The sequence below is a fragment of the Cupriavidus sp. 05T313 genome (assembly GCF_056396665.1).
The window spans coordinates 1-26,934 of the sequence record NZ_JBFTLX010000076.1; the positions used below are offsets into that span (position 1 = coordinate 1).

Here is a 26,934-nt window from a genome sequence, read left to right on the forward strand (position 1 = left end):
ATGCTGGTGCGCGCCAGCGGCAAGCTGCGCGTGGCGGACCTGGCGGAGTTCAATCCGCTCTACGATCGCGATGGCTGCGGGGCGCGTGCAGCGGCGCGGCTGGCCTACCGGCTGATGGCCTGAGCGTCGCAAACACGGCGCGCGCAGCTAGAGAAAAACCCGCCGGCAGTGGCGGGTTTTTTCTTCGAGTTTCAACGGCTGGCGTGCGGCGGCCAGCGCTCACGAGTGACCAGTTGCCGATTCGAGCCGTAAGCCGACGCTCGGTGGCTTGCTCTTGTACAATTGAATTGTACATTTCAAGTAAGGGGCAACGCTATGCAAACCATTCCATTCTCGGAGGCACGAGCGCATCTCGCTGATGTGCTTCGGGACGCGGAAAGTGGGCAGGAACCGCTCCTGATCTCCCGGCGCGGTCAGCCGGCTGCCGTTTTGATGTCGTGGTCGCAATACCGGCTGCTTGTCGGTTCCCCGTCTGGATTCTTTGGGCGTTTGAGCGAATGGCGCAGCGAGCACGTGCAAACGGAAGACGAGGCAGACCCATTCGAGCATGTGCGTCAACCCGGCGACGGGCGTGATTTCACATGGTGAGCGCCGTGAGTTGGCTGCTGGACACCAACATTGTCTCGGAGACAATGCGGCCAAGGCCGGATGCAGGGGTAATGGCGAATCTGGCCCGATTCGATGGCGAACTGGCTATTCCGGCGACGGTTTGGCATGAACTACGTTATGGCTGGCTGCGTATGCCGGATGGCCAGCGCAAGGACGCAGTTGGCCGTTTCGTGCAGGCAGTGGCGGGCAGCTTGCCGGTCTTGCCCTATGACAGCGCCGCGGCACGGATCCATGCCGAGCTACGCAATTCGCGGGAGCGGGCTGGGCTGAGCCTGCCCTTTGTGGACGGACAGATCGCATCCGTCGCGATGGCGCACGGCCTGACGCTGGTGACGCGCAATACCAGGGATTTTGCCGGGCTGGCGGGCTTGCGGCTGGCCAACTGGTTCGGGGGCTGAGCGCGGCTTCCGGCACCCGGCTCCCGTTTCTCCTTCGGTCTGGCCCCGCCCATGCACGGGCGGGGCCTCTTTCATGGCCGCTGGTTTGCCCACTCAGTGAATCACCATCTGCGTGAACGGGTGCACGTACGCCTGCAGCGTGATGAACAGTCCGACCAAAACCGCCAGCGCTACCGAGTGGAAGAACACATAGCGCAGGATGTCGCCCTCGTGGCCATACCACTTGGTGGCGGTCGATGCCACCACGATGGACTGCGCGTCGATCATCTTGCCCATCACGCCGCCGGAGCTGTTGGCCGATGCCATCAGGATCGGCGACAGCCCGAGTTGCTCGGCCGTGGTCTTTTGCAAGCCGCCAAACAGCACGTTGGAGGCGGTGTCGGAACCGGTCAGCGCCACGCCCAGCCAGCCCAGCATGGTGCCGAACAGCGGGTAGAACACGCCGGTGTGGGCAAACGCCAGTCCCATGGTGGCGTCCAGGCCCGAGTAGCGGGTCAGGTAGCCAATGCCGAACATGGCGCAGATGGTCAGCAGCGAATATTTCACCAGCTTGATGGTTTCCCAGTATTCCCTGACGAGGCGCGGTACCGAGTAACCCATCAGCAAGCCGCCCAGCAAGGCCGAGGCCAGGATGCCGGTGCCCGCCATCGACAGCACGTTGAAGTTGAACACCGCGCCTTCGGCGATGGCCTTGGGCACCACCGGCGGCACCTTGAGCACGGCCTTGTCGAGTCCGGGAATCGGAAACTTGAATTGCCACAGGCCATCCATCAGCTTCTTGAATTCCGGAATGCCCCAGACGAAGACGAAGACCGTCAGGATCACCCACGGCATCCAGGCCTTGACCACCGAGATGCTGGCGGAGGCGGCGCTGGCGCGTGCTTCGGCGGCCACGGCCGCAGGGTCGTCGACCTTGGAGTCATCGTGGCGGCCCAGGATCTTGGTGGAGGTCCAGATTTCCTTGGGCTTCCACACTTTCAGGAACAGCGTGAGGCAGCCCATCGAGACCAGCGCGGCGATCACGTCGACCAGCCAGGGGCCGTGGTAGTTGGAGACCAGGAACTGCGGCACGGCGAAGGTCACGCCGGCGACCAGGATTGCTGGCCAGATCGCCAGCATGCCGCGGAAGCCCGCGAACGCCCAGATCAGCCAGAACGGCACCAGCACCGAGAAGAACGGCAACTGGCGGCCGACCATGGCCGAGAGGTGCAGCAGGTCGAGGCCGGTGACCGAGGCCAGCCCGATCAGCGGTGCGCCCAGCGCGCCGTATGCCACCGGCGCGGTATTGGCGATCAGCGCCAGGCCGGAGGCGGCCAGCGGCGAAAAGCCAAGCCCGATCAGGATCGCACCCGTGACCGCCACCGGCGTACCGAAGCCGGCCGCGCCCTCGAAGAAGGCGCCGAAGCTGAACGCCACCAGCAGCAGTTGCAGGCGGCGGTCTTCGGTGATGCCCGAGATCGAGTTCTGCAGCACCTTGAAGGAGCCGTTCAGGGTGGTCAGCCGGTGCAGGAAGATGATGTTCAGCACGATCCAGCCGATCGGGAACAGTCCCGACACGATGCCCAGGCCGGCGGCCTTGCCCGCCATCTCGGCAGGCATGCCGAATACGGCGGCAGCGATGACCACGCCCACCACCAGCGCCAGGCCGGCGGCCAAGTGGGCCTGCATATGGAAGAATGCCAGCGAAGCCAGCAGTACGGCGACAGGAATGCCGGCAGCTAGCGTTGATAACGCCATGCTGCCTAGCGGGTCATAGACTTGACTCCACACGATGAATCTCCTCGGGTTGGGCGGCAGGTTCTTTTCTGATTGCACCGGCCTGCCGTTTTGGCTCTTGTTCCGACGTGCCATGCCAGCCACGCGTCCGACAGACTTCGCGATTTTAAGGATGGGTTCCCGCCACGACGCCCTAAATTGAATCACCATCGTCGTGAGCCGGATTCAGGGATCAGGGTTTGCCTGGGGGCAGGCTGGTGCACTCTCTGTGCCATTGGCAGAGTACTCCAAACCACTCGATACGCAAATGTATGCTGGCCAGGCCCGTGGTGGCAGAATGCACTGGTTGTCTTTCGTGCCCTGGCGCTCGCGGAGGCTGGGCGGACCGGCATGACAGGGCGGCGTTCGAACTTGCGGGGGAGTCTCGTCATGCATCACATCATTCCCGGCGGTCCCATGCTGGCCGCTTTCCTGTTGTCCAGCCTGTTGCTCGCGGTGACGCCGGGGCCCGCCGTGATCTACATCGTGGCGCGCACCCTTGGGCAGGGCCGGCTTGCCGGCCTGGCTTCGGTGGTGGCAGTAGTGCTGGGCAATCTGGTCAATGTACTGGCGGCCGCGCTGGGGCTGGCGGCGCTGTTCGCGGTGTCGGCGCTGGCTTTTGCCGTGATCAAGTATGCAGGCGCTGCCTACCTCGTGTATCTCGGGCTGCGCGCACTGCGTGCGCGTCCGGCGGCCGCCGGCGAAGCAGGGCCGGAAGCCGGAGGCGCCGGCCTGCGGCGCGTGTTTCGCGATGGCTTCGTCGTGGCCTTGTTCAACCCCAAGACCACCTTGTTCTTCGCAGCCTTCCTGCCGCAATTCATGGATCCGGCCATCTCGGCGCTGCCACAGAGCATTGCCCTTGGCGGCATCTTCGTGCTGGTCGCCTCCATCACCGATTGCTGCTATGTGCTGGCTGCGGCGGCCGTGTTGCCGTATCTGTCCCGTGCAAGAGGCGTGCAGTCCGCAGGCCGTTACCTGACCGCCGGCGCATTGATCGGTCTGGGCGTGCTCGCGGCAGTGTCGGGCGGACGCAACAGCAAGTAGCCGCCGGCAGGTACGTTGGCCGTTGAGGCGGGGAGGATGGGCGGGCTGCGTTTCAGGTGAGCGGCAGCGCCAGGATCCCCGTGGCGGCCGGCCGGGCGCGCATCGCGGCAAGCCAGCGTTCGAGATGCGCACGGGGCTGGTGCGTCACCGGCAGGCCCAGCCAGCGGTGCGCGGCGCAGGCCAGCGGGATGTCGGCCATGGTGAAGCGGTCGCCGCAGATGAACTCGCGCTGGGCCAGGGCTTCGTCGAGCCGGGCCGCCAGCGGTTCGGTGCGTTCCAGGGAGCGGGCGATCAGGTCGGGGTCGCGCTGTCCGGCGGGCACCCGTACCAGCTGGCGAAACGCGTCGACCATGGCGGGACTGAAGGCGTTGGTCTGCCAGTCCATCCAGCGGTCAGCCAGCGCGCGCGCCTTGACGTTGCCGGGCCACAGAGTGTCCTCGCCATCATGCGCGCAAAGATAGCGCACGATGGCGTTGGACTCCCACAGCACAAAAGGCTCGCCGCCGACGTCGGTGCCGCGGAAATCCTCGATCACCGGAATGCTGCGGTCGGGGTTGAGCCGGACATAGGCTTCGGTATCGAGGTCGCCCTCGCTGACGCCGATGTCGATGCGTTCGTGGTCCAGGTGCAGCTCGCGCGCGCACCAGACAACTTTCTGCACATTGATCGATGAGAGCCGACCCCAGATACGCAGCACGACAATCTTCTCCTGATGGCTTGGGCCGCTCCATGCGCTATGTGGCGCAGGGCCCGGGCTGACGGGTGATGTTGTTATCTTGCCATGAAGCCCGCCGCCGAGGAATCAGCCGGGAGATGTATGCGTTGTATCGGCACGGCAGCCGGGCCGGCCGTCAGACTGGCCCGGTTCGCGCAGGCGTTGCCTGCGCGATGCCTCAGGCTGCCTTGGCCTGCGGCGCGTGCTTGGCGATGGCTTCGCGGAACAGCGTGCCGAGGATGGCCACGCCCTGTTCGATGCGCTCCGGCGCCACCGTGACGAAAGCCAGCCGCAGCGCGTTGCGGCGCGGGTTGCTGGCGTAGAACGGCGCGCCCGGCACATAGGCCACGTTGCGCTTGACCGCTTCCTGCAGGATCTCCATGCTGTCCAGCCCTTCGGGCAGCTCCATCCAGATGAACATGCCGCCCTCCGGCGCGTTCCAGGTCACGCCTTCGGGCATGTGGCGCCCAAGCGAATCCAGCATGGCCTGGCACTGCGCGGCGTAGAGCGTGCGGATGGTCGGGATGTGCGTGTCCAGCAGGCCGTCGCGCACCACCTCGTAAGCCAGGCGCTGGGTGAAGCTGGGCGTGTGCAGGTCCGATGCCTGCTTGGCCTGGCACAGCTTGAAGTGCAGCTCGGGCGGGGCGATCACGAAGCCCAGGCGCAGGCCGGGTGCGAGGATCTTGGAGAACGAGCCCATGTAGATCACGCCGTCGGGATTCATCGACAGCAGGCTGGGCAACTGGTCGCCGTGGTAGCTCAGTTCACCGTAGGGATCGTCCTCGACCAGCAGCACGCCAAGTTCGCGCGCGCGCGCCACCAGCGCCTGGCGGCGTTCCAGCGGCATGCGCCGTCCGGTGGGATTCTGGAAGTTGGGCAGGGCGTAGAGGAAGCGCGCGCCGGCGGTCAGCTCGGGCGTGAGGGCTTCGGGCAGCAGGCTCTTGTCGTCGCCCGGCACCGAGACGAATTCCGGCTCGAACAGCGAGAAGGCCTGCAGCGCGCCGAGGTAGCTGGGCGTTTCCACCAGCACCGGGCTGYCCGGATCGATCATCACCTTGGCGATCAGGTCCAGCGCCTGTTGCGAGCCGGTGGTGATCAGCACGCGCTCCACGTCCACGTTATGACGCTTGGCAATGAATTCGCGCAGCGGCATGTAGCCTTCGGTCGCGGCGTATTGCAGCGCTGCCTGCGGATTGTCGGCGAAGATCCGGGCCACCGCCTGTTCCATGGCCGCTACCGGGAATGTGGCCGGGGAGGGCAGGCCACCAGCGAAGGAAATGACTTCCGGACGCTCGGTGACTTTCAGGATTTCGCGGATAGCCGAGCTGGTCAGCTGTTGCGCCCGGCGGGAGATGGCCCAGTTCATGATGTTCTCTTGGTATGTGGGGAGTCGAACGGGATCGACTCAGTCAACGATAAAAAGCCGGGCGCCGGTCGGGGTGGACGAACGGTGCGGTTCGGCGTGGTCGGCAACCTGGTAGCTCGTGCCCGCGGCGAGCACGAAATGCCGGCCGTCTTCCAGCTCGGTATGCAGCTCGCCTTCCAGCACAAACAGGATGTGCCCTTTGGTGCACCAGTGATCGGCGAGGTACCCGGCGGAATACTCCACCATGCGAACGCGGATATCGCCGAACTGGCGGGTGCGCCAGAGGGCTTCCCCGGTGTCGCCGGGATGGCGGGTCGGGGTGATCTCGGACCAGTCGGTGGTGCCGAAGGGCAGGTTGTCGATGCGCATGTGTGGGACAGGATTCCTCTTGCTGTTCGGGGATGGGGGGCGGGACGCACCGGCACGGGTGCATCCTGCCTCCCGGATCAAGCCCTCTTACTTCACTTCAACGATCATCTCGATCTCGACGCAGGCGCCCAGCGGGATCTGCGCCACGCCGAAGGCGCTGCGGGCATGCTTGCCGGCGTCGCCAAAGATTTCCGCCAGCAGCTCCGAGGCGCCGTTGGTCACCAGGTGCTGCTCGGTGAACTCCTGCGTGGAGTTGACCAGGCTCATCACCTTGACGATGCGGGTGACACGGTTCAGGTCGCCGCCCAGGTGGGTGTGCAGCGTGGCCAGCAGGTCCACGGCGATCGAGCGCGCGGCGGCCTTGCCGTCTTCGGTGCCCAGGTCCTTGCCCAGCTTGCCTGCCCAGGGCTTGCCGTCCTTGCGGGCGATGTGGCCTGAAAGGAACACGGTGTTGCCGGTTTGCGCGGCCATCACGTAGGCGGCGGCCGGGGCGCCGGCGGTGGGCAGTTCGATGCCGAGGCGGGCAAGAGTGTTGTAGACGGACATAGGGTCTCCAGTCAGTGGGATCGTCCCGTTGGAATGGGGTGGGGTTCTTCGACGGCGGGTGCGGGCACAGGGCCCGCGGGGGCGCTGCGCACCGCAGTCCGGCGGCCCAGGGCCACCACGGCGATCACCGCCACCGCAAAAGCGAGGGTGGCGGCATCGAGCGGCTCGGCCAGCATCAGGGCGCCGCCCGCCAGCGTGAGGAACGGCTGCAGCAATTGTATCTGGCCCACGCGCGCCACACCGCCTTTTGCGAGCCCGGCGTACCAGAACAGGAAGCCGATGAACATCGAGAACACGGACACGTAGCCCATGCCGAGCCACGCGCGCGGCGAGGCAGCGGCGATCTGATCGGGATGTTGCAGCCCCAGCCAGGCCACCACCGGCAGCAGCAGGGGCAGCGCCACCACCAGCGCCCAGCTGATGGTTTCCAGCCCGCCGAGTTCGCGTGACAGCTTGCCGCCTTCGGCGTAGCCCAGCGCGCCCAGCACCATGGCCGCGAACAGCAGCCAGTCGGCGTGCTGCAGCCCGCCCGCGCCCTGCCAGAGCGCGAAGGCGATCACCAGCGCGCTGCCGACAGCGGCCGACAGCCAGAACGCGGGCGAGGGCCGCTCGCCCCCGAACCAGGCGGCAAAGACCGCGGTGGCCAGCGGCAGCAGGCCGGTGATGATGGCGCCATGGCCGGCCGGCACTTCGCGCATGGCCAGCGAGGAAAACAGCGGAAAGCCCACCACCACGCCCAGCGCCGTCACCGCCAGGCGCCACCACTGGCCGCCCTGGGGCCGGCGCATGCGCGCGAAGGCACCGCGCTGCCATAGCAGCACCAGCGCCAGCAATGCCGCCACCACCGCGCGGCCGAGCGCCACGAAGGTGGCGTCCAGTTCGGCCACCGCCATGCGGGTGAAGGGCAAGGTCTGGCTGAATATGGCCACGCCGGTAAAGCCGAGCAGCATGCCGCCGCTATGCGTGGCGCCGGGGGCGTTGTTGACGTTGGGGAGGGAGGCGGGTCCGGCGGCCATCTTGGATGCTCAGTGAAGGGTGGGCAGGCTGGCAAGCGCGATCCACAGCGCGGTCAGTGCGAGGGCCAGGCCCATGCCGCGGTTGAACCAGCGGATACGATGGCCCGCCTGCAGCCATTGCCGCAGCGAGGCGCCGAGCACGCCGTACAGGCCATTGCTGACGAAGCCAAGCACGCCGAACACGGTGCACACCAGGAAGGCCCGGTGCAGCGGCGACTGGGCGTCGGCCATGTACGACGCGGCCGTCGCCAGCGCCAGCATCCACGCCTTGATATTGGCGTATTGCAGCGCTGCCGATTGCCACACCGACAGCGGGCGCAGTACCTGCTTGTCCGACAGCACGGTGCTGCGCGCCAGCTTGAGCGCCAGCCATAACAGGTAGAGCACGCCGGCCGCGCGCACCAGCAGCGCCAGCGCCGGGCTGGCCAGGATCAGCGCGCCCACGCCGGCCGCGCACAGCGCCAGGATGCTGGCGAAGCCGAACGCCACGCCCACGCAGTGGGGCAGCGTGGCGCGCAAGCCGAAGTTGGCGCCAGTGACGGCGGCGATGGTGGTGTTGGGGCCCGGCGTGAACAAGCCCACCGTCATCAGCGACAGCAGCGCGGCGAACTGGGCCGCCGACAACCCGGTCAGCAGGGCAGGGTCCATGATCATGGTCGTCGTGCCCTTGTCACGCCGCGAACTGCACGACCACACGGCGGTTGGTGCGGCTCTTCTTCTCGATCTTGGTCACCACCACCGCGCCGATCTCGCCGGTAGCCGCCACATGGGTGCCACCGCAGGGCTGGCGGTCCACGCCGGGGATGTCGATGATGCGGATCGCGTCGCTGCCGGCCGGTGGCGCGGCGCCCACGGTGCGTACCAGTTCCGGTTGCGCGGCCAGCTCCTCGGGCGTGATGCGTTCGATACCGACCTGGCTGTCGGTGCCGATCAGCGCGTTGAGCTGTTCGGTGAGCACGGCTTTGTCGAGCGTGGACTCCGGCAGGTCGAAATCAATGCGCGCCGAGTCGGGCGAGATGCCGCAGCCGGTCACCGGCACCGGGATCAGCGAACCCAGCAGGTGCAGGCAGGTATGCAGCCGCATCAGCCGGTGACGGCGCTCCCAGTCGATGGTGACGGCGACGATGTCGCCCGGCTCCGGCAGCGCGGCGCCGGGCTCGGGCACGTGCAGGATATGGCTGCGGTCCGGGGTGTACACCGTTTCCAGCAGGGCAATGGTGGCGCCGTTGGCCAGCCTGAGCGTGCCGGTATCCCCCGCCTGGCCGCCGCTGCGTGCGTAGCACACGGTCTGGTCGAGTTCGATGCCGTCAGCGTGCACGGCCACCACGGTGGCGGTGCAGCTGCCGAGATAAGCGTCGTCGTCGAAGCGTTTGCGGGTGGCGGACATCGGTCGGGCCTCCTTCATTGTTGTTGTGGTTGTTGTGTTTATTGCTTTGCGCCTGGTTCAGCGCAGCGTGCGCACGCCGTCTGGCGTTTCTATCTCCGCGGTCAGCTCCGCGACGGTTGACGCCTCCAGGGCGATCGGGCCGCCGCCCAGCCATTGCATGGCCTCGGCAAGCCGGGCCGCCTGCGGATGCCGGCCGCGCAGCGCGCGCAGCGCCAGGCCCTGGTTCGGCAGCCGGGACGAGGGATGGGTCGGCACATCCCACTGGATCAGCGTGGGGAGGATGCCTGCGCCCTGGATCGACGCGCCATCCCCATCGTCAGCCGGCCACGACGGCAGGCTGCCGTCCTCGGGCACGGTGATACGCCAGCGCAGGTCGCCACGGGTCATCGGGATGACCGGCGGGATGCGCCCGGGGTACTGCGCTTGCCACAGGGACAGGTCGGTTGGCCGCTCCACACGCGCCGCCCAGTGCAGCAGGAAGGGGCCATAGCGCAGCCGCGCCTGTACCGCCTCGGTGTCCAGGCCAAACCAGCGTGGCCGGGCGGGGGGCGGCGCCTCGGGATCGATGGCGATCACCTCGATGTAGGCCCCGCCGAACAGGCCGAGCAGACCATTGTGCGTGCCCATGCCCGGATGGGCGCCGCCCGGCTGGGGCGTCACGCCAAGCGCATCGGCGACGTGCTGCGCCCCCTCGGCAAGCGTGGGAGCGGCGATCACGAGATGGTCGAGGGCAATTGTCATGGTGTGTTGATGGTAGACAAGGTTGTCGGTACAGTACCGATACAGTTATGCAGAACATTCTCAGTACAGTGGCGGGAGCAAGGCATGAACAGCAGGGACCCGATTGCGCCAGGGCACAAGGATAAAGGAGCCGGGGCAGGCAAGCGCGACGGCGCGGTCTCCGGCGCCGGCGAACAGGCGCGGTCATTGCGCCTGGTGCTGCCGCCCCCCACCGAACGCATGCCCGACCCGGTGCCCTCGGTGCAGATGACGCTGGTGGAACAACTGACCGAATGGGCGCGGATGCGTATCGACGAGCGGGTGTTCCGCGCCGGCATGCGGATGCCTTCGATCCGCCAGCTCGCGCAGGAAAAGGGCATCTCGCGCTTCACCGTGGTCGAGGCCTACGAGCGGCTGGTGGCGCTGGGCTACCTGGAATCGCGTCGCGGCTCGGGCTTCTATGTGCGCGAGCGCACGCCGCAGGTGGCGGCGGTAGCGCCCGTGGCTACCGGCGCGCGCAATATCGACGTGACCTGGCTGCTGCGCAGCATGTTCCACTCCACCGAGCCGCATAAGTCCCCGGGGATGGGCTTCCTGCCCAACGACTGGCTGGACGGCGAGCTGATCGCCAGCGCGCTGCGCGGCCTGGGCCGCCAGCCGGGCAGCCATTTCCTGGCCAGCGGCACGCCGCAGGGCTTCCTGCCCCTGCGCCAGCAACTGCGCAACCGCCTGGCCGAGCTGGAGATCGGCGCCACCCCGGACCAGATCGTGCTGACCTCCGGCATCACCCAGGCACTCGACCTGATCGCCCGGCTCTACCTGCGTCCGGGCGACGCCGTACTGGTGGGTGATCCGGCCTGGTTCGTCATGTTCGGCCGCTTTGCCGCCCAGGGCGCCCAGCTGATCGGCATGCCCTACACCGCCGAAGGCCCCGACCTGGAAGCACTGGAGCGCATCCTGCAGGCGCGCCGGCCGCGCCTGATGGTGATCAACTCGGTACTGCACAACCCGACCGGCACCTCGCTGTCGGCCGCCAAGGCCTTCCAGCTGCTGCGGCTGGCCGAGCAGTATGACCTGCTGATCGTCGAGGACGACATCTATTGCGACCTGTGCCCGCCCGGCCACGCCGCCACCCGGCTGGCCAGCCTGGACCAGTTGCGCCGCGTGATCTACCTGGGCAGCTTCTCCAAGACGCTGGCCGCCAACCTGCGGGTGGGTTTTATCGCGGCGCACTCCGAACTGGCCGCCAGCCTGACCGACAGCAAGCTGCTGGCGGGGCTGGCCTCGCCGGAGATCAACGAGCGAGTGCTCTATAAGGTGCTGACGGAAGGCCACTACCGCAAGCATGTGGAGCGGGTGCGCAACCGGCTCGACCGCGCCCGCGACGACACCCGCCGTACCATCGAACGGCTAGGCTTGACGCTGTTTCCCGGGCAGCATGCCGGCATGTACCTGTGGGCGGACACCGGGCGGGACACCAACGCCATCGCCACCGCCGGCCACGAAGAAGGCTACCTGTTCGCGCCGGGCAGCCTGTTTTCGCCCTCCCAGATGCCTTCGGGCTGGATGCGCTTCAACGTGGCCAGCAGCCAGGATCCCGATATGCTGGCCTTCCTGGCGCGCCAGCTGGACCGGCGCTAGCGGCGCAGCCGCCTGCGCGCCGCATCTTGAAAACGGCGCCGCCGCCCCTATGTTTGCGGACATTGGCGTAATGCCGGGCCGGCACCAGGAGGGGGCGGCCCGGCGTTGCCAGAAGTTCGCGCGGACCGGACCCGGTAGCTTTCGGGTCCGGTCCGCCACATGACCCAGATTCCCAAGTTAGCCAAGTTTGAAGAGGAGAACCATGACCGCACCGCACGAGACGATGAGCTTCCAGGCGGAAGTGAAGCAACTGCTGCACCTGATGATCCACTCGCTGTACAGCAACAAGGAAATTTTCCTGCGCGAGCTGGTTTCGAATGCTTCCGACGCCACCGACAAGCTGCGCTTCGAGGCGATTGCCAACCCGGCCCTGCTCGAGAACGATGCCGACCTGGCGATCCGCATCGAGGCCGATCCCGCGGCGCGCACGCTGAAGATCACCGACAACGGTATCGGCATGAGCCGCGATGAGGCGATCCGCAACCTCGGCACCATCGCCCGTTCGGGCACCAAGGAATTCTTCCAGCAACTCTCCGGCGACCAGCAAAAGGACGCCGCCCTGATCGGCCAGTTCGGCGTGGGTTTCTACTCGGCCTTTATCGTGGCCGACAAGGTGACGGTGGAGACCCGCCGCGCCGGCCTGCCCGCGAGCGAAGCCGTACGCTGGGAAAGCGCCGGCGACGGCGAGTTCAGCGTGGACGCCATCGACCGCGCCGAGCGCGGTTCCACCATCACGCTGCACCTGCGCGAAGGCGAGGCCGATTTCCTCTCGGCCTGGAAGCTCAAGGGCATCATCCAGAAGTACTCCGACCATATCTCGCTGCCGATCCGCATGCCCAAGGAAGTGTGGGATGCCGAGGCCAGCGCCTACAAAGCCACCGGCGAGTGGGAAAGCGTGAACCAGGCAAGCGCGCTGTGGACCCGCTCCAAGTCGGACATCACCGAAGAGCAGTACACCACCTTCTACCAGCACATCGCGCACGACAACGAAGCGCCGCTGGCCTACACCCACAACCGCGTCGAAGGCCGCAGCGAGTACACGCAGTTGCTGTACGTGCCGGCGCGCGCGCCGTTCGACCTGTGGGACCGCAACCACAAGGGCGGCCTCAAGCTCTATGTGAAGCGCGTCTTCATCATGGACGACGCCGACCAGCTGCTGCCGGCCTACCTGCGCTTCGTCAAGGGCGTGGTGGATTCGGCCGACCTGCCGCTCAACGTCTCGCGTGAATTGCTGCAGGAAAGCCGCGACGTCAAGGCCATCCGCGAAGGCTGCACCAAGCGCGTGCTGTCGATGCTGGAAACGCTGGCCGACAGCGACGACGAAGCCGAACGCGCCAAGTACACCACCTTCTGGCAGCAGTTCGGCCAGGCACTCAAGGAAGGCCTGGGCGAAGACGCCGGCAACCTGGAGCGCATCGCCAAGCTGCTGCGCTTTGCTTCCACGCAGCAGGACACCGCCGAGCAGAGCGTGGCGCTCGCCGCCTACGTGAGCCGCATGAAGGAAGGCCAGGACAAGATCTACTATGTCACGGCCGACAGCTGGTCCGCGGCCAAGTCCAGCCCGCACCTGGAAGTGTTCCGCAAGAAGGGCATCGAAGTGCTGCTGCTCACCGACCGCGTGGACGAGTGGATGCTGTCCTTCCTGCGCGAGTTCGATGGCAAGGAACTGGTCTCGGTGGCACGTGGCGACCTGGAACTCGGCGCGCTGGCCGATGCCGATGAAAAGGCCGAGCAGGAAAAGGCGGAAGGCGACTGGAAGGACGTGCTGGAACGCGCCAAGACCGTGCTGGAAGGCAAGGCCAAGGACGTTCGCGTGACGCTGCGCCTGACCGAGTCCGCGTCCTGCCTGGTGTCGGACGAAGGCGACATGAGCGGCTACCTGCAACGCCTGCTGAAGCAGGCGGGCCAGAAGGCGCCGGACGCCCAGCCCATCCTGGAGCTGAACCCGGACCACGCGCTGGTGCGCAAGCTGCGCGCGCTGGCGGAAGCTGGCCCCAGGGACGAAGCCTTCGGCGATCGCGTGCATGTGCTGTTCGACCAGGCCCTGCTGGCCGAGGGCGGCACGCTCGAGGATCCGTCGGCCTACGTGCACCGCATCAACAAGCTGCTGGCGTAACCCAAGCGGCGGTTTGCTCCCCTTTCCCCCGCGCACCGGTGGAGAGGGGGGGCGGGCGCTGGCAGCAAGTCGCGCAAGCGCTTGTCCGCCACCGGGCGTGCCAGTTCCCGCGCGGTACACTCCCCCCATGCAAGTTCCTTCCTCCGCATCCCTCCCGGTTCTCCCTCCCGATCTCCAGCAAGGCCTGCCCCCGGTCATCGACCGGCACACCCGCGTGCTGGTGCTGGGCAGTTTTCCCGGCGCCGCCTCTTTGGCGGCGCGGCAGTATTACGCCCACCCGCGCAACCAGTTCTGGCCGCTCCTGGGGGCGCTGACCGGCGAGCCGCTGGCGGAGCTGCCCTACGCGGAGCGGCTGGTGCGGCTGCTGTCCCACCGCATCGGCGTGTGGGACGTGCTCGGCGCCTGCGTGCGCGAGGGCAGCCTGGACAGCAATATCCGCCACCCGCAGGCCAACGACTTCGTGCGGCTGATGGCACTGGCGCCAGAGTTGCGGCGGGTGGGCTTCAACGGCGGCACCTCGGGACGCTTCGCGCAGCAGTTCGCGGCGGCCGGCTATGAGACGGTAGTGCTGCCATCGTCCAGCCCCGCCCATGCGGCGCGCAACTTCGCGCAGAAGCTGGAGTTGTGGCGGGCGCTTCTGTCACAATCGCGGCCATGAATCACGGTGGCACGCCACCGTCCCACGTTATGCAGGTAGACCGACAATGCCATACCTAGGAATTGGTTTTCACGTCATCGTCGCGGTGTTCTTTGCCGTGCATGCGGTGCGCACGCAGCAGAACATGTACTGGCTGCTGATCCTGTTTGCCTTCCCGGGGCTGGGCAGCGTGGTGTATTTCTTCGCCATCTACCTGCCCGGACTGCGCCAGACGCGCGGTGCGCGGGCCGCCACGCGCGCCATCGGCCAGCTGGTCGACCCCAACCGCGCGGTGCGCGAGGCGCGCGACGCATTTGACCGGGCGCCCACCGTCGATCATCGCATGCGCCTGGGCGCCGCCTTGCTGGATGCCGGCGACCCCAAGGCCGCGCTGGAACACTACGAGGCCGCCGCCAGCGGCCCGTTTGCCACCGACCCGGCGCTGCTGCTGGGCCTGGCGCGCGCGCAGTTCGCCACCGGCGGCCATGCCGCCGCCGTGGCAGCGCTGGAACGCCTGTTCGCCGCCCAGCCGCAGGGCCGCCAGCAAGCCGATCCCGCCTTGTTGTATGCGCGCGCGCTGGCCGCCTCGAACGCGCCGGGCACGCGCGCYGCATTCGAGCAGGCGCTCACCTGCGCCAGCGACGCCGCCGCGCGCTGCCTGTTCGCCGACTGGCTGACGGCGCAGGGCACGCCGGCCGACCGCGAGCGCGCCCAGGCGCTGTACGCCGAGATCGTGCACGACGGCAAGCACTGGCCGCGCCACGCCCGCGAGCACAACAGCGAATGGCTGCGGCGCGCCCAGAGCGCGCTCGGCAAAGCGTGAGCTGAACGAACCGGCGCGGGCCTTCGCATCGCGGGGCCATCGCCCGCCGCCGTATTACGTGCCGCCTATGCGGGCGTCACATCGACTTGTTTTTTCCTGACCACCATGACTCTTCTCAAACGCAAATCGATCGAAGCCGAGGCCTCGCGCCGTCCCGCACGCGGCACGCGCAGCCGCGACGGCGCGCAGGCGGCGCCGCGCGAGGAAAAGCGCATGACGCCGCGCTTCGCGCCGGTGACGTTCTCCGAAATGGAAGGCGTGCGCTACCTGCATTTCGGTACCGAATGGGTGCAGGGCGCGATGCGCCTGCGCAAGCCCGATGCCATCGAGCTGGAGTACGCGCAGCAAATGATGGCGTGGCTGCTGTTCCTGTCGCCGTCGGCGCCGGATTTCCACGTGGCGCAACTGGGTCTGGGCGCGGCCGCGCTGACCAAGTTCTGCCATCGCCAGTTCAGCCGAGCGCGCGTTACCGCGGTGGAGCTGAATCCGTCCGTGATCGTGGCCGGGCGCAGCATGTTTGGCCTGCGCGAGGACGACGAGCGCCTTAGCGTGCGTGAGCAGGATGCCTGGGACTACGTGATGGACGGCGCCCACACCGGCGCTCTCGATGTCCTGCAGGTCGATCTCTACGACGCCACCGCGCGCGGACCGGTCCTGGACACGACAGCCTTCTACAAGGCCTGCCGCCGCGTGCTGAAAGCACCGGGCGTGATGACCATCAACCTGTTCGGCGACCACGACAGCTTTCCCAAAAACATCGTGCGGATCTGCGAAGCCTTCGATAACCGCGTGCTGGTGTTCCCAGAGGTGCACGACGGCAATGTCATTGCCCTGGCCTTCAACGGCCCGGCGATCGATGTGTCGTGGGATGTGCTGGAAGCGCGCGCCAAGGTGGTGGAGGACAGCACCGGCCTGCCCGCGCGCGACTGGGTGAAGAAACTGCGGGCGGCGAATGCGCGGCAGGAGGACGGTTTGCGGATCTGAGGCGGCTGGCTTGCCGCTTGCGGCGCCGGCCCTCGCCGCCGGCGCCGCAAGCAGGGAGCGCTTCGGCGCTCTGCCTTACTGCTTGTGGAAGAACTGGGCGAGCGACCATTCGTCGGTACGCGCTTCATACTTCAGATCCTTGCGCATCGCCCACATCGCCAACTGGCTATGGGAAGGAACAATGGCATGATCCGCCAGCGCAAACTTGGCCGCGATCCGCGCATTTTCCTCCCGCGACTTGTCGCTGCTCACCGTGGTCAGCGATTTCTCAATCAGCAGGTCAAGCTGCGTATTGCTGTACTTGCCCCAGTTCCACGTTCCGTATCCCGTCTTGGGATTCGGCGTCCCGGTGATCGAGCGCAGCGCCACGTCGGCCGCCGCCGACCCCCAGCCCAGCATCTCGAACGCAAAGTCTCCCTGGCGCGCGCGCGTGAAGTACGCGGCCACCGGCAGTGTCTCCACCTTGGTCTGAATGCCGATGCGCGTCAGCATGCTGGCGGTAGCCTGCGCCACCGCGGCATCGTTCAGGTAGCGGTTATTGGTCGCGTGCAGCGTCAGGCCAAAGCCATCCGGATAGCCCGCCGCGGCCAGCAGCTTCTTCGYGCCTTCGGGATCATAGGCCTCGGGCTTGGTGCCGGGATGGCCAAAGATCTGCGGCGAGACGATCGAGGAGGCCGGCACGGCCAGCCCTTCCATGATGCGGTCGACGATGGCGTCGCGGTTCAGCGCCTTGCTGATCGCGGCGCGCACGCGTGCGTCCTTGAACGGGTTCTTGCCGAGCGGCTTGCCGGCCTTGTCGGTGACGAAGGGCGGGTTGTCGCGCGACTGGTCCATCTGCCAGAAGATGGTGCGCCACGAGACCTGCTGCTCGATGCGGAACTTGGGGTTCTGCCTGAGCCTGGCCACGTCGGCGGAGGGCACGCTTTCGATCACGTCCACGTCGCCGGACAGCAGCGCCGCGCTGCGCGCGCCGTTGTCGGTGATGATGCGGAAGATCGCCCGATCCCAATCGACCTTGGGACCCCAGTAGTCGGGGTTCCTGGCCATCACGATTTCCTGCCCGCGCGCGAAGCGCACGAATTTGAAGGGGCCGGTGCCGATCATCGCCTTGCCCGAATCGAAATCGGCCTGGGTCAGCGTGGCCGCGATCTTCTTCGGCATGATCGGCACGCTGTTGAGGTCGTTGGCCAGGTTGGCGTAGTTGGGCACGCTCATGGTGAGGCGCACGGTGAGCGGGTCGGGCGTGTCGATGCGCGCGATCGGCTTGGTGTAGCTGGTGAAGGAGCCTGGGCTATTGGTGAGTTTGTCCGGGCGCTCCAGCGAGGCCTTGACGTCTTCGCTGGTGAACGGCGTCCCGTCGTGCCATTTCACGTTGGGGCGCAGCTTGATTTCCCAGGTGATGGCGTTGACCGGCTTCCATGACAGCGCCAGGCCCGGGATGTAGCGGGCGTTCTTGTCCATGAACACCAGCGACTCGAAGATGYGCAGGGCGATGGCGTTGTTCGGTCCGGCGTTGTTCCACTGCGGGTCCATCGAGGTCACGTCGGCGGACAGGCCGATGCGCAGGTCTTCGGCCTGCGCCGCGCCGGCGGGCAGCAGCATCAGCGCGGCGCCGCCGAGCACGAGTGCGGCGCCGGCTTGCAGCATCGCGCGGCGCGGCATCAGGGCGGCAAGGACGTCAGGCGGGCTTGACGGAGCGCCGGCAGGGCGATCCGCGGTGCGGGCTGGAAGGCTGCGGCTAAGGCGTGTTGCGGGCATCGGGATGCGCTCCTCGTACGGGCCGGCCCTCGGGAGGGGAGGGCGTCGGCGGGTTCTCAGATGGGGTGGCGGCTCCGGCTTGCTTGCCTGAATCTCCACCCGGCTGCCCGCATTGTGCCGCCAAAACGACATCGGTGTGCGATACGGGCGTCATATGCTTATGCTCCCAGCAAGGGGTGGCACATGTCCATGGCTTGCGCCGCCTGCTTGTCCCCGGGCCCGCCCGCAGCCGGTAGAATCCCGCCCATGTTCGCCAACTCCCGCACCATCACCTCGGCCCAGGCCGATGTCCACGACCACCTCGCGGCGCGTGTCGCCCGCCACCTGGCTGAGCCCTTTCGCAAGCCGATCGGCGAGCCCAGCCGGCGCGCGCTCGATCTTGCGCTGCAGCAATGGCAGCAGGCCGGCGTCGCGCCGCTGATCCTCGACGCAGGCTGCGGCGTGGGGGAGAGCACCTTGCGCCTGGCCACGGCGTTTCCCGGTCATTTCGTGATCGGCGTGGACCAGTCGGAGAAACGGCTGACCGGCGGCAAGGACTGGTGGGAAGGGCCGATGCCGGCCAATTTCGCCTGGGCCCGTGCCGACCTGGTCGATGTCTGGCGGATGCTGCAGGCGGATCGCATCCCTATTGCGCGCCATTACGTGCTGTATCCCAACCCCTGGCCCAAGATCGGCCACCTGGGGCGGCGCTGGCAGGGCCATGCGGTGTTCCCGGCGCTGGCTGCGTGCGGAGACTATCTGGAGTGCCGCAGCAACTGGCAGGTCTATATCGATGAATTTGCCCAGGCGCTGGCGCTGGTTGGCCGGCCGGCGCGGGTCGAGTCCTGGCGGCCGGCCGAGGCTATCACGCCGTTCGAGCGCAAGTACGCCGCCTCCGGTCATGCGCTGTGGCGCTGCGTGAGCGAGCCCGCGGCAACCTGACACCGGGAGCCGGGAAACAAAACGGCCCGCGCAAGGCGGGCCGTCGGTGAGGCGGGTGGGGTAACGCTCAGTGGAACAGCGGCTGCTGCGTGGGCGCGTCTTCGGGCAGTTCGGCGTGCACGATCTCACCCGAGCGGTCCGCGTAGAGCGGCGTGCCGCAGTCTTCGCAATACTCGGGGTCGAACAGCGCGGCGTGACGGAATATGTCTTCGACCCCCGCGTTGCGCAGTTCCTCGCAGATCTGCTCCAGCGGGTTGTCCTTCTCGCTGGCGTCGATCTCGCCGGACTCGCGGCCATACACCGGCCAGACGATGCCGTAGATCACATCCTTCTCGCCGCGCATGGTAAAGCCGACGCGGTACTCCTCGACTTCCTCCTCGCCGAAGGCCGCCACCACGGCGGCCATCTGGCCGGCGGGCACGTCCAGCGTGCCGCACAGGTAGTTGACGGCGGCGCGCACGGTGAGCGGGCGGATGCTCTTGTCGGACTCGCGGCAGGACAGGAAGAAGGCGTCGGGCAGCAGCAGCTCGAACTCGCAGCCGGGCATCAGCAGCGCGATCGAAGGCTGGACCTGGGTGCGCCATTGCTCCAGGCACACCGTGCGCTCGGCATGGTGTTCCTTGGCGTCCTCCTGCCAGCGGAACAGTGCCTGCTCGTGCGGCGCCACCACCACGGCCAGCAGGTAGCGCGGATCGGCCAGGATCGGCGCGGTCTCCGGCAGGTCGCGCAGATCGACCTTGGGCGTGGTGCCGGCCATGGCGGCCGAAACCAGCTTGTAGGTCAGGGCAAAGGTATCGCTGTGCGTGCGCGGCAACTGGTCGATGCTGTACAGGTAGGGCGATAGCGCCATCTTGGTATTGGTCGCCAGCACATGCGCCTGCATGTGCACCGCCAGGGTCTGCGACAGCTCGGGCTTGAGCGCGCCGGACGGGATGGCGTAGCGGGTGTGGGCCAGGATGGGGGCGGCGATCAGCAGGGCGTCGTAGCTGACGCCGTCGATTTCGACGGTGGCCGACTCGGCCAGGGTCTCGGCTTGTTCGGCGAGCACGTCGGAGGCGTCGGCGTTGTGCTTGAACAGGTGTTCGAGCGCGGCGTCGAGGGCGGACTGGCTGCCGTTTTTCAGGAGCCGGCCCAGGCGTTGCGAGAGCCGCCGCTCCCAATACCCATCCTCCATGCGGCTGCCCGAGGCATCGAGCGCGAGCGCATCGGCCACCAGACGCTCGGCGTCAGGCGAAAGACGTTGGGAAGCCTTGGGGCGAAAACCTGCCATAAGTCGAAATCATCCGTTTTTCGGTAAAACGGTATTCTACTCGCTGCGTTGACAAAAAAAGCCGCCAGGTGCAGGGCGGCTGTTCTGCGTGATGCCGGACAGGCTTGCGCGGTGCCTCGAAGCGCCGGGGCTGTTACTTCTGCGCGGGCGCTTGCGGGGTCTCCGGCGCGTGGGTTTCCACGCCGTGCTGCTCGCCGCCCATCGAAATCTCGCCGCCCTTGGACAACATATAGAGTGCCGCGCCGGCGATGACGACGAATGCGATGAAAATCTTTGCCATGGTGTCTCCTGTGCGTTTGAGGCGGGCAGGCCGACGTGGCTGCCCTGCGCAATGCTTTGTTCTTGTTGATGCATCGGAGTGTGGCAGGGCAGGCTTGCGTGGAACTTACACGGGGGCATGCTTGGGGTAAGCCTGGGTCAAGCGGTGGTGGCTGCGCTTTTAGMCCGGCTGCCGGGCTCGCCGGGCGCTATGGCAGGTAAACGCCGCCGCAAAGAAAAACGCCGCTGGCCATGTCCTCCATAGAGGCGCACGGCCAGCGGCGTCGCCCCAAAGCCCCTGAGGGCCCCGGGCTAGCCGGTCAGGCGGCCAGCAACTGACGCAGCACGAACGGCAGGATGCCGCCGTGGTTGTAGTAGTCGACTTCGATCGGGGTGTCGATGCGCAGCAGCACCGGCACGCGCTGCACGTCGCCATTGGCGCGCTTGATCACCAGCGTCACGTCCTGCTGCGGCTTCAGGTCGCCTTCGATGCCTTCGATGTCGAACGTCTCGTTGCCGATGATGCCCAGCGTCTGCACGCTGTCGCTGCCTTTGAACTGCAGGGGCAGCACGCCCATGCCGACCAGGTTGGAGCGGTGGATGCGCTCGAAGCTGCGCGTGATCACGGCCTTCACGCCAAGCAACTGGGTGCCCTTGGCGGCCCAGTCGCGCGACGAGCCGGTGCCGTACTCTTCGCCGCCGAACACCACGGTGGGCGTGCCTTCGGCGATGTATTTCATGGCGGCGTCGTAGATCGACATTTCGTCGCCGGTGGGCTGGTGCAGCGTGACGCCGCCTTCCACGCGCGAGCCATCGGCCTTGACCGGCAGCATCAGGTTCTTGATGCGCACGTTGGCAAAGGTGCCGCGCATCATGACCTCATGGTTGCCGCGGCGCGAGCCGTAGCTGTTGAAGTCCGCCTTGAGCACGCCGTTGGCCAGCAGGTACTTGCCCGCGGGCGACGATTCCTTGATCGAACCAGCCGGCGAGATGTGGTCGGTGGTCACGGAGTCGCCAAAGACGCCGAGCGCGCGCGCATTGCGCACGCTGGTCTGGGTCGCGGCCGGTTCCATGCCGAAGCCTTCGAAGAAGGGCGGCTCGGCGATATAGGTGGACTTCGGCCAGTCGTAGACCTGGCCCTTGGTGCCCTTGACCTTGGCCCACAGCTTGCTCGGCTTCTTGACCTGCTCGTAGTTGACCTTGAAGACCTTGGCGTCCATGGCGTACTTCATCAGCGCATGGATTTCTTCCGAGGTCGGCCAGATGTCGCCAAGGTAGATCTCGCGGCCGCCCTTGCCCGTGCCCACCGGCTCGGTCATCAGGTCGCGCGTCACGTTGCCGGCGATGGCGTAGGCCACCACCAGCGGCGGCGAGGCCAGGAAGTTGGCGCGGATATTCGGGTGGATGCGTGCCTCGAAGTTGCGGTTGCCCGACAGCACGGCGGCCGCAATCAGGTCATTCTTGGTGATCGCCTCGTTCAGTTCCGGCGTCAGGTCGCCGGCGTTGCCGATACAGGTGGTGCAGCCGTAGGCGGTCACGCCGAAACCCAGCTTTTCCAGGTAAGGCAGCAGGCCGGCGGCCTCCAGGTACTCCGTGACCACGCGGCTGCCGGGGGCGAGCGACGTCTTGATGTGCGGCGCAACCTTGAGGCCGGCTTCCACCGCCTTCTTGGCCAGCAGGCCAGCGGCCAGCAGCACGCTCGGGTTGGAGGTATTGGTGCAGGACGTGATGGCGGCGATCAGCACATCGCCGCTCTTCACGTTGACGCCGTCCGTCGTGGTGTAGGTCTTGTCCAGTTCGGCGATGTCCTTGTTGAACCCGTTCTCGGCGGTCGGCTTGGCGAACAGCGAGGCAAAGGTGGACTTGACGTTGCCGATCTCGATGCGGTCCTGCGGGCGCTTCGGGCCGGCCAGCGAGGGGGCCACGGTGCCGAGGTCCAGCGTGACCACGTTGGTGTAGTCGATCTCCCCGGCCTTGGGGATGCCGAACATCTTCTGGGCGCGGAAATAGCCTTCGAAGGCGGCGATTTCTTCTTCGGTGCGGCCGGTGCCCTTGAAATAGTCGATGGTCTTCTCGTCAACCGGGAAGAAGCCCATGGTGGCGCCGTATTCCGGCGCCATGTTGCCGATGGTGKCGCGGTCAGGCAGCGCCAGGCTGGCGGTGCCTTCGCCGAAGAACTCGACGAACTTGCCGACCACTTTCTCGCGGCGCAGCATTTCGGTGATGGTGAGCACCAGGTCGGTCGCGGTCACGCCTTCGCGCAGGCGGCCCTTCAGTTCCACGCCGACCACGTCGGGCGTCAGGAAATAGACCGGCTGGCCCAGCATGCCGGCTTCCGCCTCGATGCCGCCCACGCCCCAGCCCACTACGCCGATGCCGTTGATCATGGTGGTGTGGCTGTCGGTGCCGACCAGGGTGTCCGGGTAGTACACGCCGTCCTTCTTGTGCACGCCGCGCGCCAGGTACTCCAGGTTGACCTGGTGCACGATGCCGAAGCCCGGCTGCACCACACCGAAGGTGTCGAAGGCCTGCATGCCCCACTTCATGAACTGGTAGCGCTCGTTATTGCGCTGGAATTCCAGTTTCATGTTCAGGTCCAGCGCATTCTTTTCGCGGAAGTGGTCGATCTGCACGGAGTGGTCGACCACCAGGTCCACCGGCACCAGGGGCTCGATCTTCTTCGGGTTCTGGCCCATCTTCTCGGCCACGTTGCGCATGGCCGCCAGGTCGGCCAGCAATGGCACGCCGGTGAAATCCTGCAGCACCACGCGCGCCACGACGAAGGGGATCTCGTCGACGCGCTCGGCGACGGGCTTCCAGTTGGCAAGCTGCCTGACGTGTTCTTCAGTGACCTTCTTGCCGTCGCAGTTGCGCAGCACCGATTCCAGCACGATGCGAATCGATACCGGCAGGCGCTCGACCGCTACGCCGAGTGCCTTGCCCAGTTGCGGCAAGGAATAGAACTGACCCTTGCCGGACGGGCCGGTCTTGAATTCTTTCAGAGTCTTATTGAGATTGTGGGGCATTGCCTTACTCCAATCGAAGGATGGTGCGGACTAGCTTGTGGACTCGTAAATCTGCGTTTCGCCGCCGGCGGCCGGTGAAACAAGCCTGCCTCGCGGCGCCCGGCGCCGTGACGGCGCCGTTGTTCATGCCTACTGCCTGCTGCTTGCGTTGTGCATTCTTGCTTTTCTTGCTGATGGATTCTTGCTGATCTGCTTTGCTGCTGCGTGGCATTACCAATGTACGCGCCGCGTGGATTTTAGGGCAAGCCGGCGGGCCCCGTCAGCCTGCCAGGCCCGGTTCATCCGTTTTTTTCCGCGGCTCAGATCACGTACAGGTCGACGTACTCGTTGACCGGCATCGCTTCCAGGCGGGCCTGGTCCAGCGACACGGCCAGGATGGCCTGCTGCTGCCTGGCCGGGAAGCGGCGCGCCAGGTTGGTCTTGAACTTTTCCACCAGCAACGGGATGCCATCGTCGCGGCGGCGCTTGTGGCCGATCGGGTATTCCACCACCACTTCCGGGAGCACCGTGCCGTCGCTCAGTTCCACGGTCAGCGCATTGGCGATCGAGCGCTTTTCCGGATCGTGGTAGTCGGCCGTGAACTGCGGGTCCTCCACGCACACGATCTTGTCGCGCAGCGCGTCGATGCGCGGGTCCGCCGCGACCTTGTCTTCATAATCCTCCGCGGTCAGGCGGCCGAACAGCAGCGGCACGGCCACCATGTACTGGATGCAGTGATCGCGGTCGGCCGGGTTGGCCAGCGGGCCTTTCTTGTCGATGATGCGGATGCAGGCCTCATGGGTGCGGATGGTGACCTTCCCGACGTCGGCTGCCGTCTTGCCCGCGGCGGCCAACTGGCCGTTCAGGGTCATGGCGGCTTCCACTGCGGTCTGCGAGTGGAATTCAGCGGGAAAGGATATTTTGAATAGCACGTTCTCCATCACGTAGGAGCCGTACGGGCGCTGGAACCTGAAGGGCTGGCCCTTGAAGAGCACGTCGTAGAAGCCCCAGCCCCCGGCACTGAGTACCGAGGGATAGCCCATCTCGCCGGTCCTGGCGATCAGCGCCAGGCGCACGGCGCGGCTGGTGGCGTCTCCCGCGGCCCAGCTTTTGCGGCTGCCGGTGTTGGGGGCGTGGCGGTAGGTGCGCAGCGACTGGCCATCGACCCAGGCGAGGGACACGGCGTTGATGATCTCGTCGCGGCTCAGGCCCAGCATCTGCGCGACGACGGCGGTGGAGGCCACCTTGACCAGCACCACGTGGTCCAGGCCGACCTTGTTGAAGGAGTTTTCCAGCGCGATGCAGCCCTGGATCTCGTGGGCCTTGATCATGCCGGTGAGCACGTCCCTCATGGTCAGCGGCTTGCGCCCGGCGGCCACATTGTTGCGCGAGAGCCAGTCGGCGGTGGCGAGGATGCCGCCGAGGTTGTCCGAGGGATGGCCCCATTCGGCGGCCAGCCAGGTGTCGTTGAAATCGAGCCAGCGGATCATGGCTCCGATATTGAAGGCCGCCTGGACCGGGTCGAGCTGGAATTGCGTGCCGGGCACCTTGGCGCCGTTGGGGACCATCGTGCCGGGCACGATCGGGCCCATCAGCTTGGTGCAGGCCGGGTATGACAGGGCTTCCAGGCCGCAGCCGAGGGTATCGATCAGGCAGTTGCGGGCCGTGTCGTAGGCAAGCGCGCTCTCGATCTGATAGCGGGTGACGTAGTCGACAATGTCGACCAATACCTTGTCAGGTTCCGGACGAACGTTTGGAACGTGTGCAGACATGGGGTCCCCTCGGGTATTTGTGCTTCCTGGTGCCCATGGACATGGCCGGGCGATGCCCGGCTATGTCACCTGGTTACGGCTTCGGCGCGGCATCGGCTGCCGGGGCCGGCGGGGCGACCAGCAGGGGGGTGGCTACCGGGGCACGCAGTGCGCCTGCCTGGGTCGGCGCCGAGCCGCCAGCCTGCATGTCCGCGGTCTGGCACTCATCGGCCAGGCGCTGGCCGGCGTTCTTGTTGAACAGCATGGCCTTGCTCGGGATCACGACCAGGTCCAGGCCGGAGCGGGCGTCGAAATAGCGGTCGGCGCCGGTCACGGTGGACAGGCGCGGCAGGCGGTATTCCTTGCCCTCCCAGTTCACGGTGATGACTTCGTCACGCTGCATATTGCCGCCGATGTACAGGACATGGCCCAGTTCGCACTGCCATTTTTCGCCATGCGGCACGGCTGCGGTTTCCGTGGTTGCCGCCTTCTTGGCCGGGGCCTTCTTGGCAGGAGCCTTCTTGGCGGGAGCAGCCTTCGTGGCCGGATCCTGGGCCGTCGCGACGCCGGCGGTGGTCAGCGTGAATGCGCCGATACAGGCGGCGAGGACAAGATGCTTCATTCTGTGGGTTCCTTCTGGAGTTGGGTCAAAGGCGGTGGATTGCCGGCTGAGGCCGACAGACACATGTCCGCCGCTATTCTCTACGATTTGAAAGTCAGGGCGTAGTACCCCTACCATCGGTTACACAATTGGGCATCGCGGCGGGCCCGGTCAAGCCTGTTTTGCTTCATGGTAGGACGATTTTCCGCTTATTTACGCTTGCCGATCGGCACGAACTTCAGGTTCTCCGGCCCGGTGTAGTTGGCGCTGGGGCGGATGATCTTGTTGTCGATGCGCTGCTCGACGATGTGGGCAGCCCAGCCGGAGGTCCGCGAGATCACGAACAGCGGCGTGAACATGGCGGTCGGCACGCCCATCATGTGGTAGCTCACGGCGCTGAACCAGTCCAGGTTGGGGAACATYTTCTTGATGTCCCRCATGGTCGTTTCCAGCCGTTCGGCGATGTCGAACATCTTGGTCGAGCCGGCGTCCTTCGACAGGCGGCGCGCCACGTCCTTGATGATCTGGTTGCGCGGGTCGCTGATGGTGTACACCGGGTGGCCGAAACCRATCACCACTTCCTTGTTTTCCACGCGGCGCACGATGTCGGCCTGGGCTTCGTCGGGGCTGTCGTAGCGCTTCTGGATCTCGAACGCCACTTCGTTGGCGCCGCCGTGCTTGGGGCCGCGCAGCGCGCCGATGGCGCCGCTGATCGACGAGTACATGTCCGAGCCCGTGCCGGCGATCACGCGGGCGGTGAAGGTGGAGGCGTTGAACTCGTGCTCGGCGTACAGGTTGAGCGAAGTGTGCATCGCACGTTCCCACTGCGCCGACGGCTTCTGGCCGTGCAGCAGGTGCAGGAAGTGGCCGCCGATGGAGTCGTCGTCGGTCTCGACCTCGATGCGCTTGCCGTTGTGGCTGTAGTGGTACCAGTACAGCAGCATGGAGCCGAGGCTGGCCATCAGGCGGTCGGCGATRTCGCGCGCGCCKGGGGTGTTGTGGTCGTCCTTTTCCGGCAGCACGGTGCCGAGCACGGACACGCCGGTGCGCATCACGTCCATCGGGTGGGCGCTGGCGGGCACCCATTCGAGCGCGGCCTTGACGTTGGCGGGCAGGCCGCGCAGGGCCTTGAGCTTGGCCTTGTAGGCGGTGAGTTCGGCGCGGGTGGGGAGCTTGCCGTGCACCAGCAGGTGGGCGATCTCTTCGAACTCGCAGGTCTCGGCGATGTCGATGATGTCGTAGCC

25 protein-coding genes and 1 pseudogene are annotated in these 26,934 nt (G+C 66.6%); 10 read left to right on the forward strand and 16 right to left on the reverse strand.

All coding sequences use genetic code 11. The annotated features are described in order from the left end of the window. The 3 genes and pseudogenes from AC1DKD_RS18005 to AC1DKD_RS18015 form a co-directional block, all read left to right on the forward strand. Positions 1 to 123, forward strand: a pseudogene (locus tag AC1DKD_RS18005) (formimidoylglutamase); the annotation flags it as partial. A gap of 192 nt (positions 124 to 315) precedes the next feature. After that, entirely contained in the window at positions 316 to 588 is a 273-nt protein-coding gene (locus AC1DKD_RS18010) for a type II toxin-antitoxin system Phd/YefM family antitoxin (protein ID WP_441626822.1), read from the forward strand. Next, the gene (locus AC1DKD_RS18015; RefSeq protein WP_441626820.1) at positions 582 to 1,007 is read left to right on the forward strand and encodes a type II toxin-antitoxin system VapC family toxin; all 426 of its coding nucleotides are present in this window, start codon (positions 582 to 584) and stop codon (positions 1,005 to 1,007) included. The genes AC1DKD_RS18010 and AC1DKD_RS18015 overlap by 7 nt, the downstream gene beginning before the upstream one ends. Positions 1,008 to 1,100: 93 nt before the next feature. On the opposite strand, the gene AC1DKD_RS18020 is transcribed toward AC1DKD_RS18015, so the two are convergent. After that, a complete protein-coding gene (locus tag AC1DKD_RS18020) occupies positions 1,101 to 2,777 on the reverse strand; it encodes an L-lactate permease (RefSeq protein WP_477104279.1) in 1,677 nt (558 codons plus the stop codon). Between the two features lie 375 nt (positions 2,778 to 3,152). Here AC1DKD_RS18020 and AC1DKD_RS18025 point away from each other — a divergent pair, with 375 nt between their 5' ends. After that, the gene (locus tag AC1DKD_RS18025; protein WP_477104278.1) at positions 3,153 to 3,806 is read left to right on the forward strand and encodes a LysE family translocator; all 654 of its coding nucleotides are present in this window, start codon (positions 3,153 to 3,155) and stop codon (positions 3,804 to 3,806) included. 52 nt (positions 3,807 to 3,858) lie between these two features. Here AC1DKD_RS18025 and AC1DKD_RS18030 read toward each other — a convergent pair whose 3' ends face one another. The 8 genes from AC1DKD_RS18030 to AC1DKD_RS18065 form a co-directional block, all read right to left on the reverse strand. Beyond that, positions 3,859 to 4,503 (reverse strand): glutathione S-transferase family protein, encoded by a 645-nt coding sequence (locus AC1DKD_RS18030; RefSeq protein WP_441626814.1) that lies wholly within the window; start codon positions 4,501 to 4,503, stop codon positions 3,859 to 3,861. Between the two features lie 196 nt (positions 4,504 to 4,699). Further along, positions 4,700 to 5,887, reverse strand: a complete 1,188-nt coding sequence (locus AC1DKD_RS18035) for an aminotransferase-like domain-containing protein (protein WP_477143537.1) — start codon at positions 5,885 to 5,887, stop codon at positions 4,700 to 4,702. A gap of 39 nt (positions 5,888 to 5,926) precedes the next feature. Beyond that, positions 5,927 to 6,256, reverse strand: a complete 330-nt coding sequence (locus tag AC1DKD_RS18040) for a DHCW motif cupin fold protein (RefSeq protein ID WP_441626809.1) — start codon at positions 6,254 to 6,256, stop codon at positions 5,927 to 5,929. A gap of 87 nt (positions 6,257 to 6,343) precedes the next feature. Further along, entirely contained in the window at positions 6,344 to 6,802 is a 459-nt protein-coding gene (locus AC1DKD_RS18045; protein WP_441626807.1) for a RidA family protein, read from the reverse strand. 11 nt (positions 6,803 to 6,813) lie between these two features. Beyond that, a complete protein-coding gene (locus AC1DKD_RS18050; protein WP_441626940.1) occupies positions 6,814 to 7,752 on the reverse strand; it encodes a DMT family transporter in 939 nt (312 codons plus the stop codon). Positions 7,753 to 7,827: 75 nt separating this feature from the next. Further along, entirely contained in the window at positions 7,828 to 8,466 is a 639-nt protein-coding gene (locus AC1DKD_RS18055) for a LysE family translocator (protein ID WP_441626805.1), read from the reverse strand. 22 nt (positions 8,467 to 8,488) lie between these two features. After that, the gene (locus tag AC1DKD_RS18060) at positions 8,489 to 9,205 is read right to left on the reverse strand and encodes an alanyl-tRNA editing protein (RefSeq protein WP_441626803.1); all 717 of its coding nucleotides are present in this window, start codon (positions 9,203 to 9,205) and stop codon (positions 8,489 to 8,491) included. 57 nt (positions 9,206 to 9,262) lie between these two features. After that, a complete protein-coding gene (locus AC1DKD_RS18065) occupies positions 9,263 to 9,946 on the reverse strand; it encodes a VOC family protein (RefSeq protein WP_441626801.1) in 684 nt (227 codons plus the stop codon). An 84-nt stretch (positions 9,947 to 10,030) separates the two neighbouring features. Between AC1DKD_RS18065 and AC1DKD_RS18070 the strand changes: the two genes are divergently transcribed. From AC1DKD_RS18070 to AC1DKD_RS18090, 5 genes are all read left to right on the forward strand, one after another. Then, complete coding sequence (locus AC1DKD_RS18070; protein WP_441626799.1) at positions 10,031 to 11,566, forward strand: aminotransferase-like domain-containing protein; 1,536 nt, start codon at positions 10,031 to 10,033, stop codon at positions 11,564 to 11,566. Positions 11,567 to 11,768: 202 nt separating this feature from the next. Continuing rightward, a complete protein-coding gene (gene htpG / locus AC1DKD_RS18075) occupies positions 11,769 to 13,682 on the forward strand; it encodes a molecular chaperone HtpG (protein WP_441626797.1) in 1,914 nt (637 codons plus the stop codon). A 127-nt stretch (positions 13,683 to 13,809) separates the two neighbouring features. Continuing rightward, the gene (locus AC1DKD_RS18080) at positions 13,810 to 14,340 is read left to right on the forward strand and encodes a DNA-deoxyinosine glycosylase (protein WP_441626795.1); all 531 of its coding nucleotides are present in this window, start codon (positions 13,810 to 13,812) and stop codon (positions 14,338 to 14,340) included. A 46-nt stretch (positions 14,341 to 14,386) separates the two neighbouring features. Beyond that, entirely contained in the window at positions 14,387 to 15,142 is a 756-nt protein-coding gene (locus AC1DKD_RS18085; RefSeq protein ID WP_045237423.1) for a tetratricopeptide repeat protein, read from the forward strand. 105 nt (positions 15,143 to 15,247) lie between these two features. Then, positions 15,248 to 16,126 carry a class I SAM-dependent methyltransferase gene (locus AC1DKD_RS18090; RefSeq protein WP_045237422.1) on the forward strand — a complete coding sequence of 293 codons (879 nt, stop codon included), beginning with the start codon at positions 15,248 to 15,250 and terminating at the stop codon, positions 16,124 to 16,126. 75 nt (positions 16,127 to 16,201) lie between these two features. Here AC1DKD_RS18090 and AC1DKD_RS18095 read toward each other — a convergent pair whose 3' ends face one another. Beyond that, complete coding sequence (locus AC1DKD_RS18095) at positions 16,202 to 17,788, reverse strand: ABC transporter substrate-binding protein (RefSeq protein ID WP_477143539.1); 1,587 nt, start codon at positions 17,786 to 17,788, stop codon at positions 16,202 to 16,204. A gap of 342 nt (positions 17,789 to 18,130) precedes the next feature. Between AC1DKD_RS18095 and trmB the strand changes: the two genes are divergently transcribed. Beyond that, on the forward strand, positions 18,131 to 18,805 hold the full coding sequence (gene trmB / locus AC1DKD_RS18100) for a tRNA (guanine(46)-N(7))-methyltransferase TrmB (protein WP_441626792.1): 675 nt from the start codon (positions 18,131 to 18,133) through the stop codon (positions 18,803 to 18,805). A 67-nt stretch (positions 18,806 to 18,872) separates the two neighbouring features. On the opposite strand, the gene AC1DKD_RS18105 is transcribed toward trmB, so the two are convergent. The 6 genes from AC1DKD_RS18105 to prpC form a co-directional block, all read right to left on the reverse strand. Further along, on the reverse strand, positions 18,873 to 20,075 hold the full coding sequence (locus AC1DKD_RS18105) for a DUF2863 family protein (RefSeq protein WP_045237420.1): 1,203 nt from the start codon (positions 20,073 to 20,075) through the stop codon (positions 18,873 to 18,875). Between the two features lie 133 nt (positions 20,076 to 20,208). After that, positions 20,209 to 20,355: a hypothetical protein gene (locus AC1DKD_RS18110; RefSeq protein ID WP_441626790.1), complete on the reverse strand. Its 147-nt coding sequence runs from the start codon at positions 20,353 to 20,355 to the stop codon at positions 20,209 to 20,211. Positions 20,356 to 20,653: 298 nt separating this feature from the next. Then, a complete protein-coding gene (acnA, locus tag AC1DKD_RS18115; protein WP_477143538.1) occupies positions 20,654 to 23,359 on the reverse strand; it encodes an aconitate hydratase AcnA in 2,706 nt (901 codons plus the stop codon). Positions 23,360 to 23,658: 299 nt separating this feature from the next. After that, positions 23,659 to 25,110, reverse strand: a complete 1,452-nt coding sequence (locus AC1DKD_RS18120; RefSeq protein WP_441626786.1) for a bifunctional 2-methylcitrate dehydratase/aconitate hydratase — start codon at positions 25,108 to 25,110, stop codon at positions 23,659 to 23,661. A gap of 73 nt (positions 25,111 to 25,183) precedes the next feature. Next, positions 25,184 to 25,711 carry a hypothetical protein gene (locus tag AC1DKD_RS18125; protein WP_441626784.1) on the reverse strand — a complete coding sequence of 176 codons (528 nt, stop codon included), beginning with the start codon at positions 25,709 to 25,711 and terminating at the stop codon, positions 25,184 to 25,186. Positions 25,712 to 25,899: 188 nt separating this feature from the next. Next, positions 25,900 to 26,934, reverse strand: a 1,035-nt coding sequence (gene prpC / locus AC1DKD_RS18130) for a bifunctional 2-methylcitrate synthase/citrate synthase (RefSeq protein ID WP_477115538.1), incomplete at its 5' end; no start/stop codon positions are given.

Bases quoted from the DNA above. Each gene is read 5' to 3' on its own strand.
- AC1DKD_RS18010 (WP_441626822.1), top strand. From the start codon at position 316: ATGCAAACCATTCCATTCTCGGAGGCACGAGCGCATCTCGCTGATGTG.
- AC1DKD_RS18015 (WP_441626820.1), top strand. From the start codon at position 582: ATGGTGAGCGCCGTGAGTTGGCTGCTGGACACCAACATTGTCTCGGAG.
- AC1DKD_RS18025 (WP_477104278.1), top strand. From the start codon at position 3,153: ATGCATCACATCATTCCCGGCGGTCCCATGCTGGCCGCTTTCCTGTTG.
- AC1DKD_RS18040 (WP_441626809.1), bottom strand. From the start codon at position 6,256: ATGCGCATCGACAACCTGCCCTTCGGCACCACCGACTGGTCCGAGATC.
- AC1DKD_RS18045 (WP_441626807.1), bottom strand. From the start codon at position 6,802: ATGTCCGTCTACAACACTCTTGCCCGCCTCGGCATCGAACTGCCCACC.
- AC1DKD_RS18050 (WP_441626940.1), bottom strand. From the start codon at position 7,752: ATGCTGCTCGGCTTTACCGGCGTGGCCATATTCAGCCAGACCTTGCCC.
- AC1DKD_RS18055 (WP_441626805.1), bottom strand. From the start codon at position 8,466: ATGGACCCTGCCCTGCTGACCGGGTTGTCGGCGGCCCAGTTCGCCGCG.
- AC1DKD_RS18060 (WP_441626803.1), bottom strand. From the start codon at position 9,205: ATGTCCGCCACCCGCAAACGCTTCGACGACGACGCTTATCTCGGCAGC.
- AC1DKD_RS18065 (WP_441626801.1), bottom strand. From the start codon at position 9,946: ATGACAATTGCCCTCGACCATCTCGTGATCGCCGCTCCCACGCTTGCC.
- AC1DKD_RS18070 (WP_441626799.1), top strand. From the start codon at position 10,031: ATGAACAGCAGGGACCCGATTGCGCCAGGGCACAAGGATAAAGGAGCC.
- htpG (WP_441626797.1), top strand. From the start codon at position 11,769: ATGACCGCACCGCACGAGACGATGAGCTTCCAGGCGGAAGTGAAGCAA.
- AC1DKD_RS18080 (WP_441626795.1), top strand. From the start codon at position 13,810: ATGCAAGTTCCTTCCTCCGCATCCCTCCCGGTTCTCCCTCCCGATCTC.
- AC1DKD_RS18090 (WP_045237422.1), top strand. From the start codon at position 15,248: ATGACTCTTCTCAAACGCAAATCGATCGAAGCCGAGGCCTCGCGCCGT.
- trmB (WP_441626792.1), top strand. From the start codon at position 18,131: ATGTTCGCCAACTCCCGCACCATCACCTCGGCCCAGGCCGATGTCCAC.
- AC1DKD_RS18105 (WP_045237420.1), bottom strand. From the start codon at position 20,075: ATGGCAGGTTTTCGCCCCAAGGCTTCCCAACGTCTTTCGCCTGACGCC.
- AC1DKD_RS18110 (WP_441626790.1), bottom strand. From the start codon at position 20,355: ATGGCAAAGATTTTCATCGCATTCGTCGTCATCGCCGGCGCGGCACTC.
- AC1DKD_RS18120 (WP_441626786.1), bottom strand. From the start codon at position 25,110: ATGTCTGCACACGTTCCAAACGTTCGTCCGGAACCTGACAAGGTATTG.
- AC1DKD_RS18125 (WP_441626784.1), bottom strand. From the start codon at position 25,711: ATGAAGCATCTTGTCCTCGCCGCCTGTATCGGCGCATTCACGCTGACC.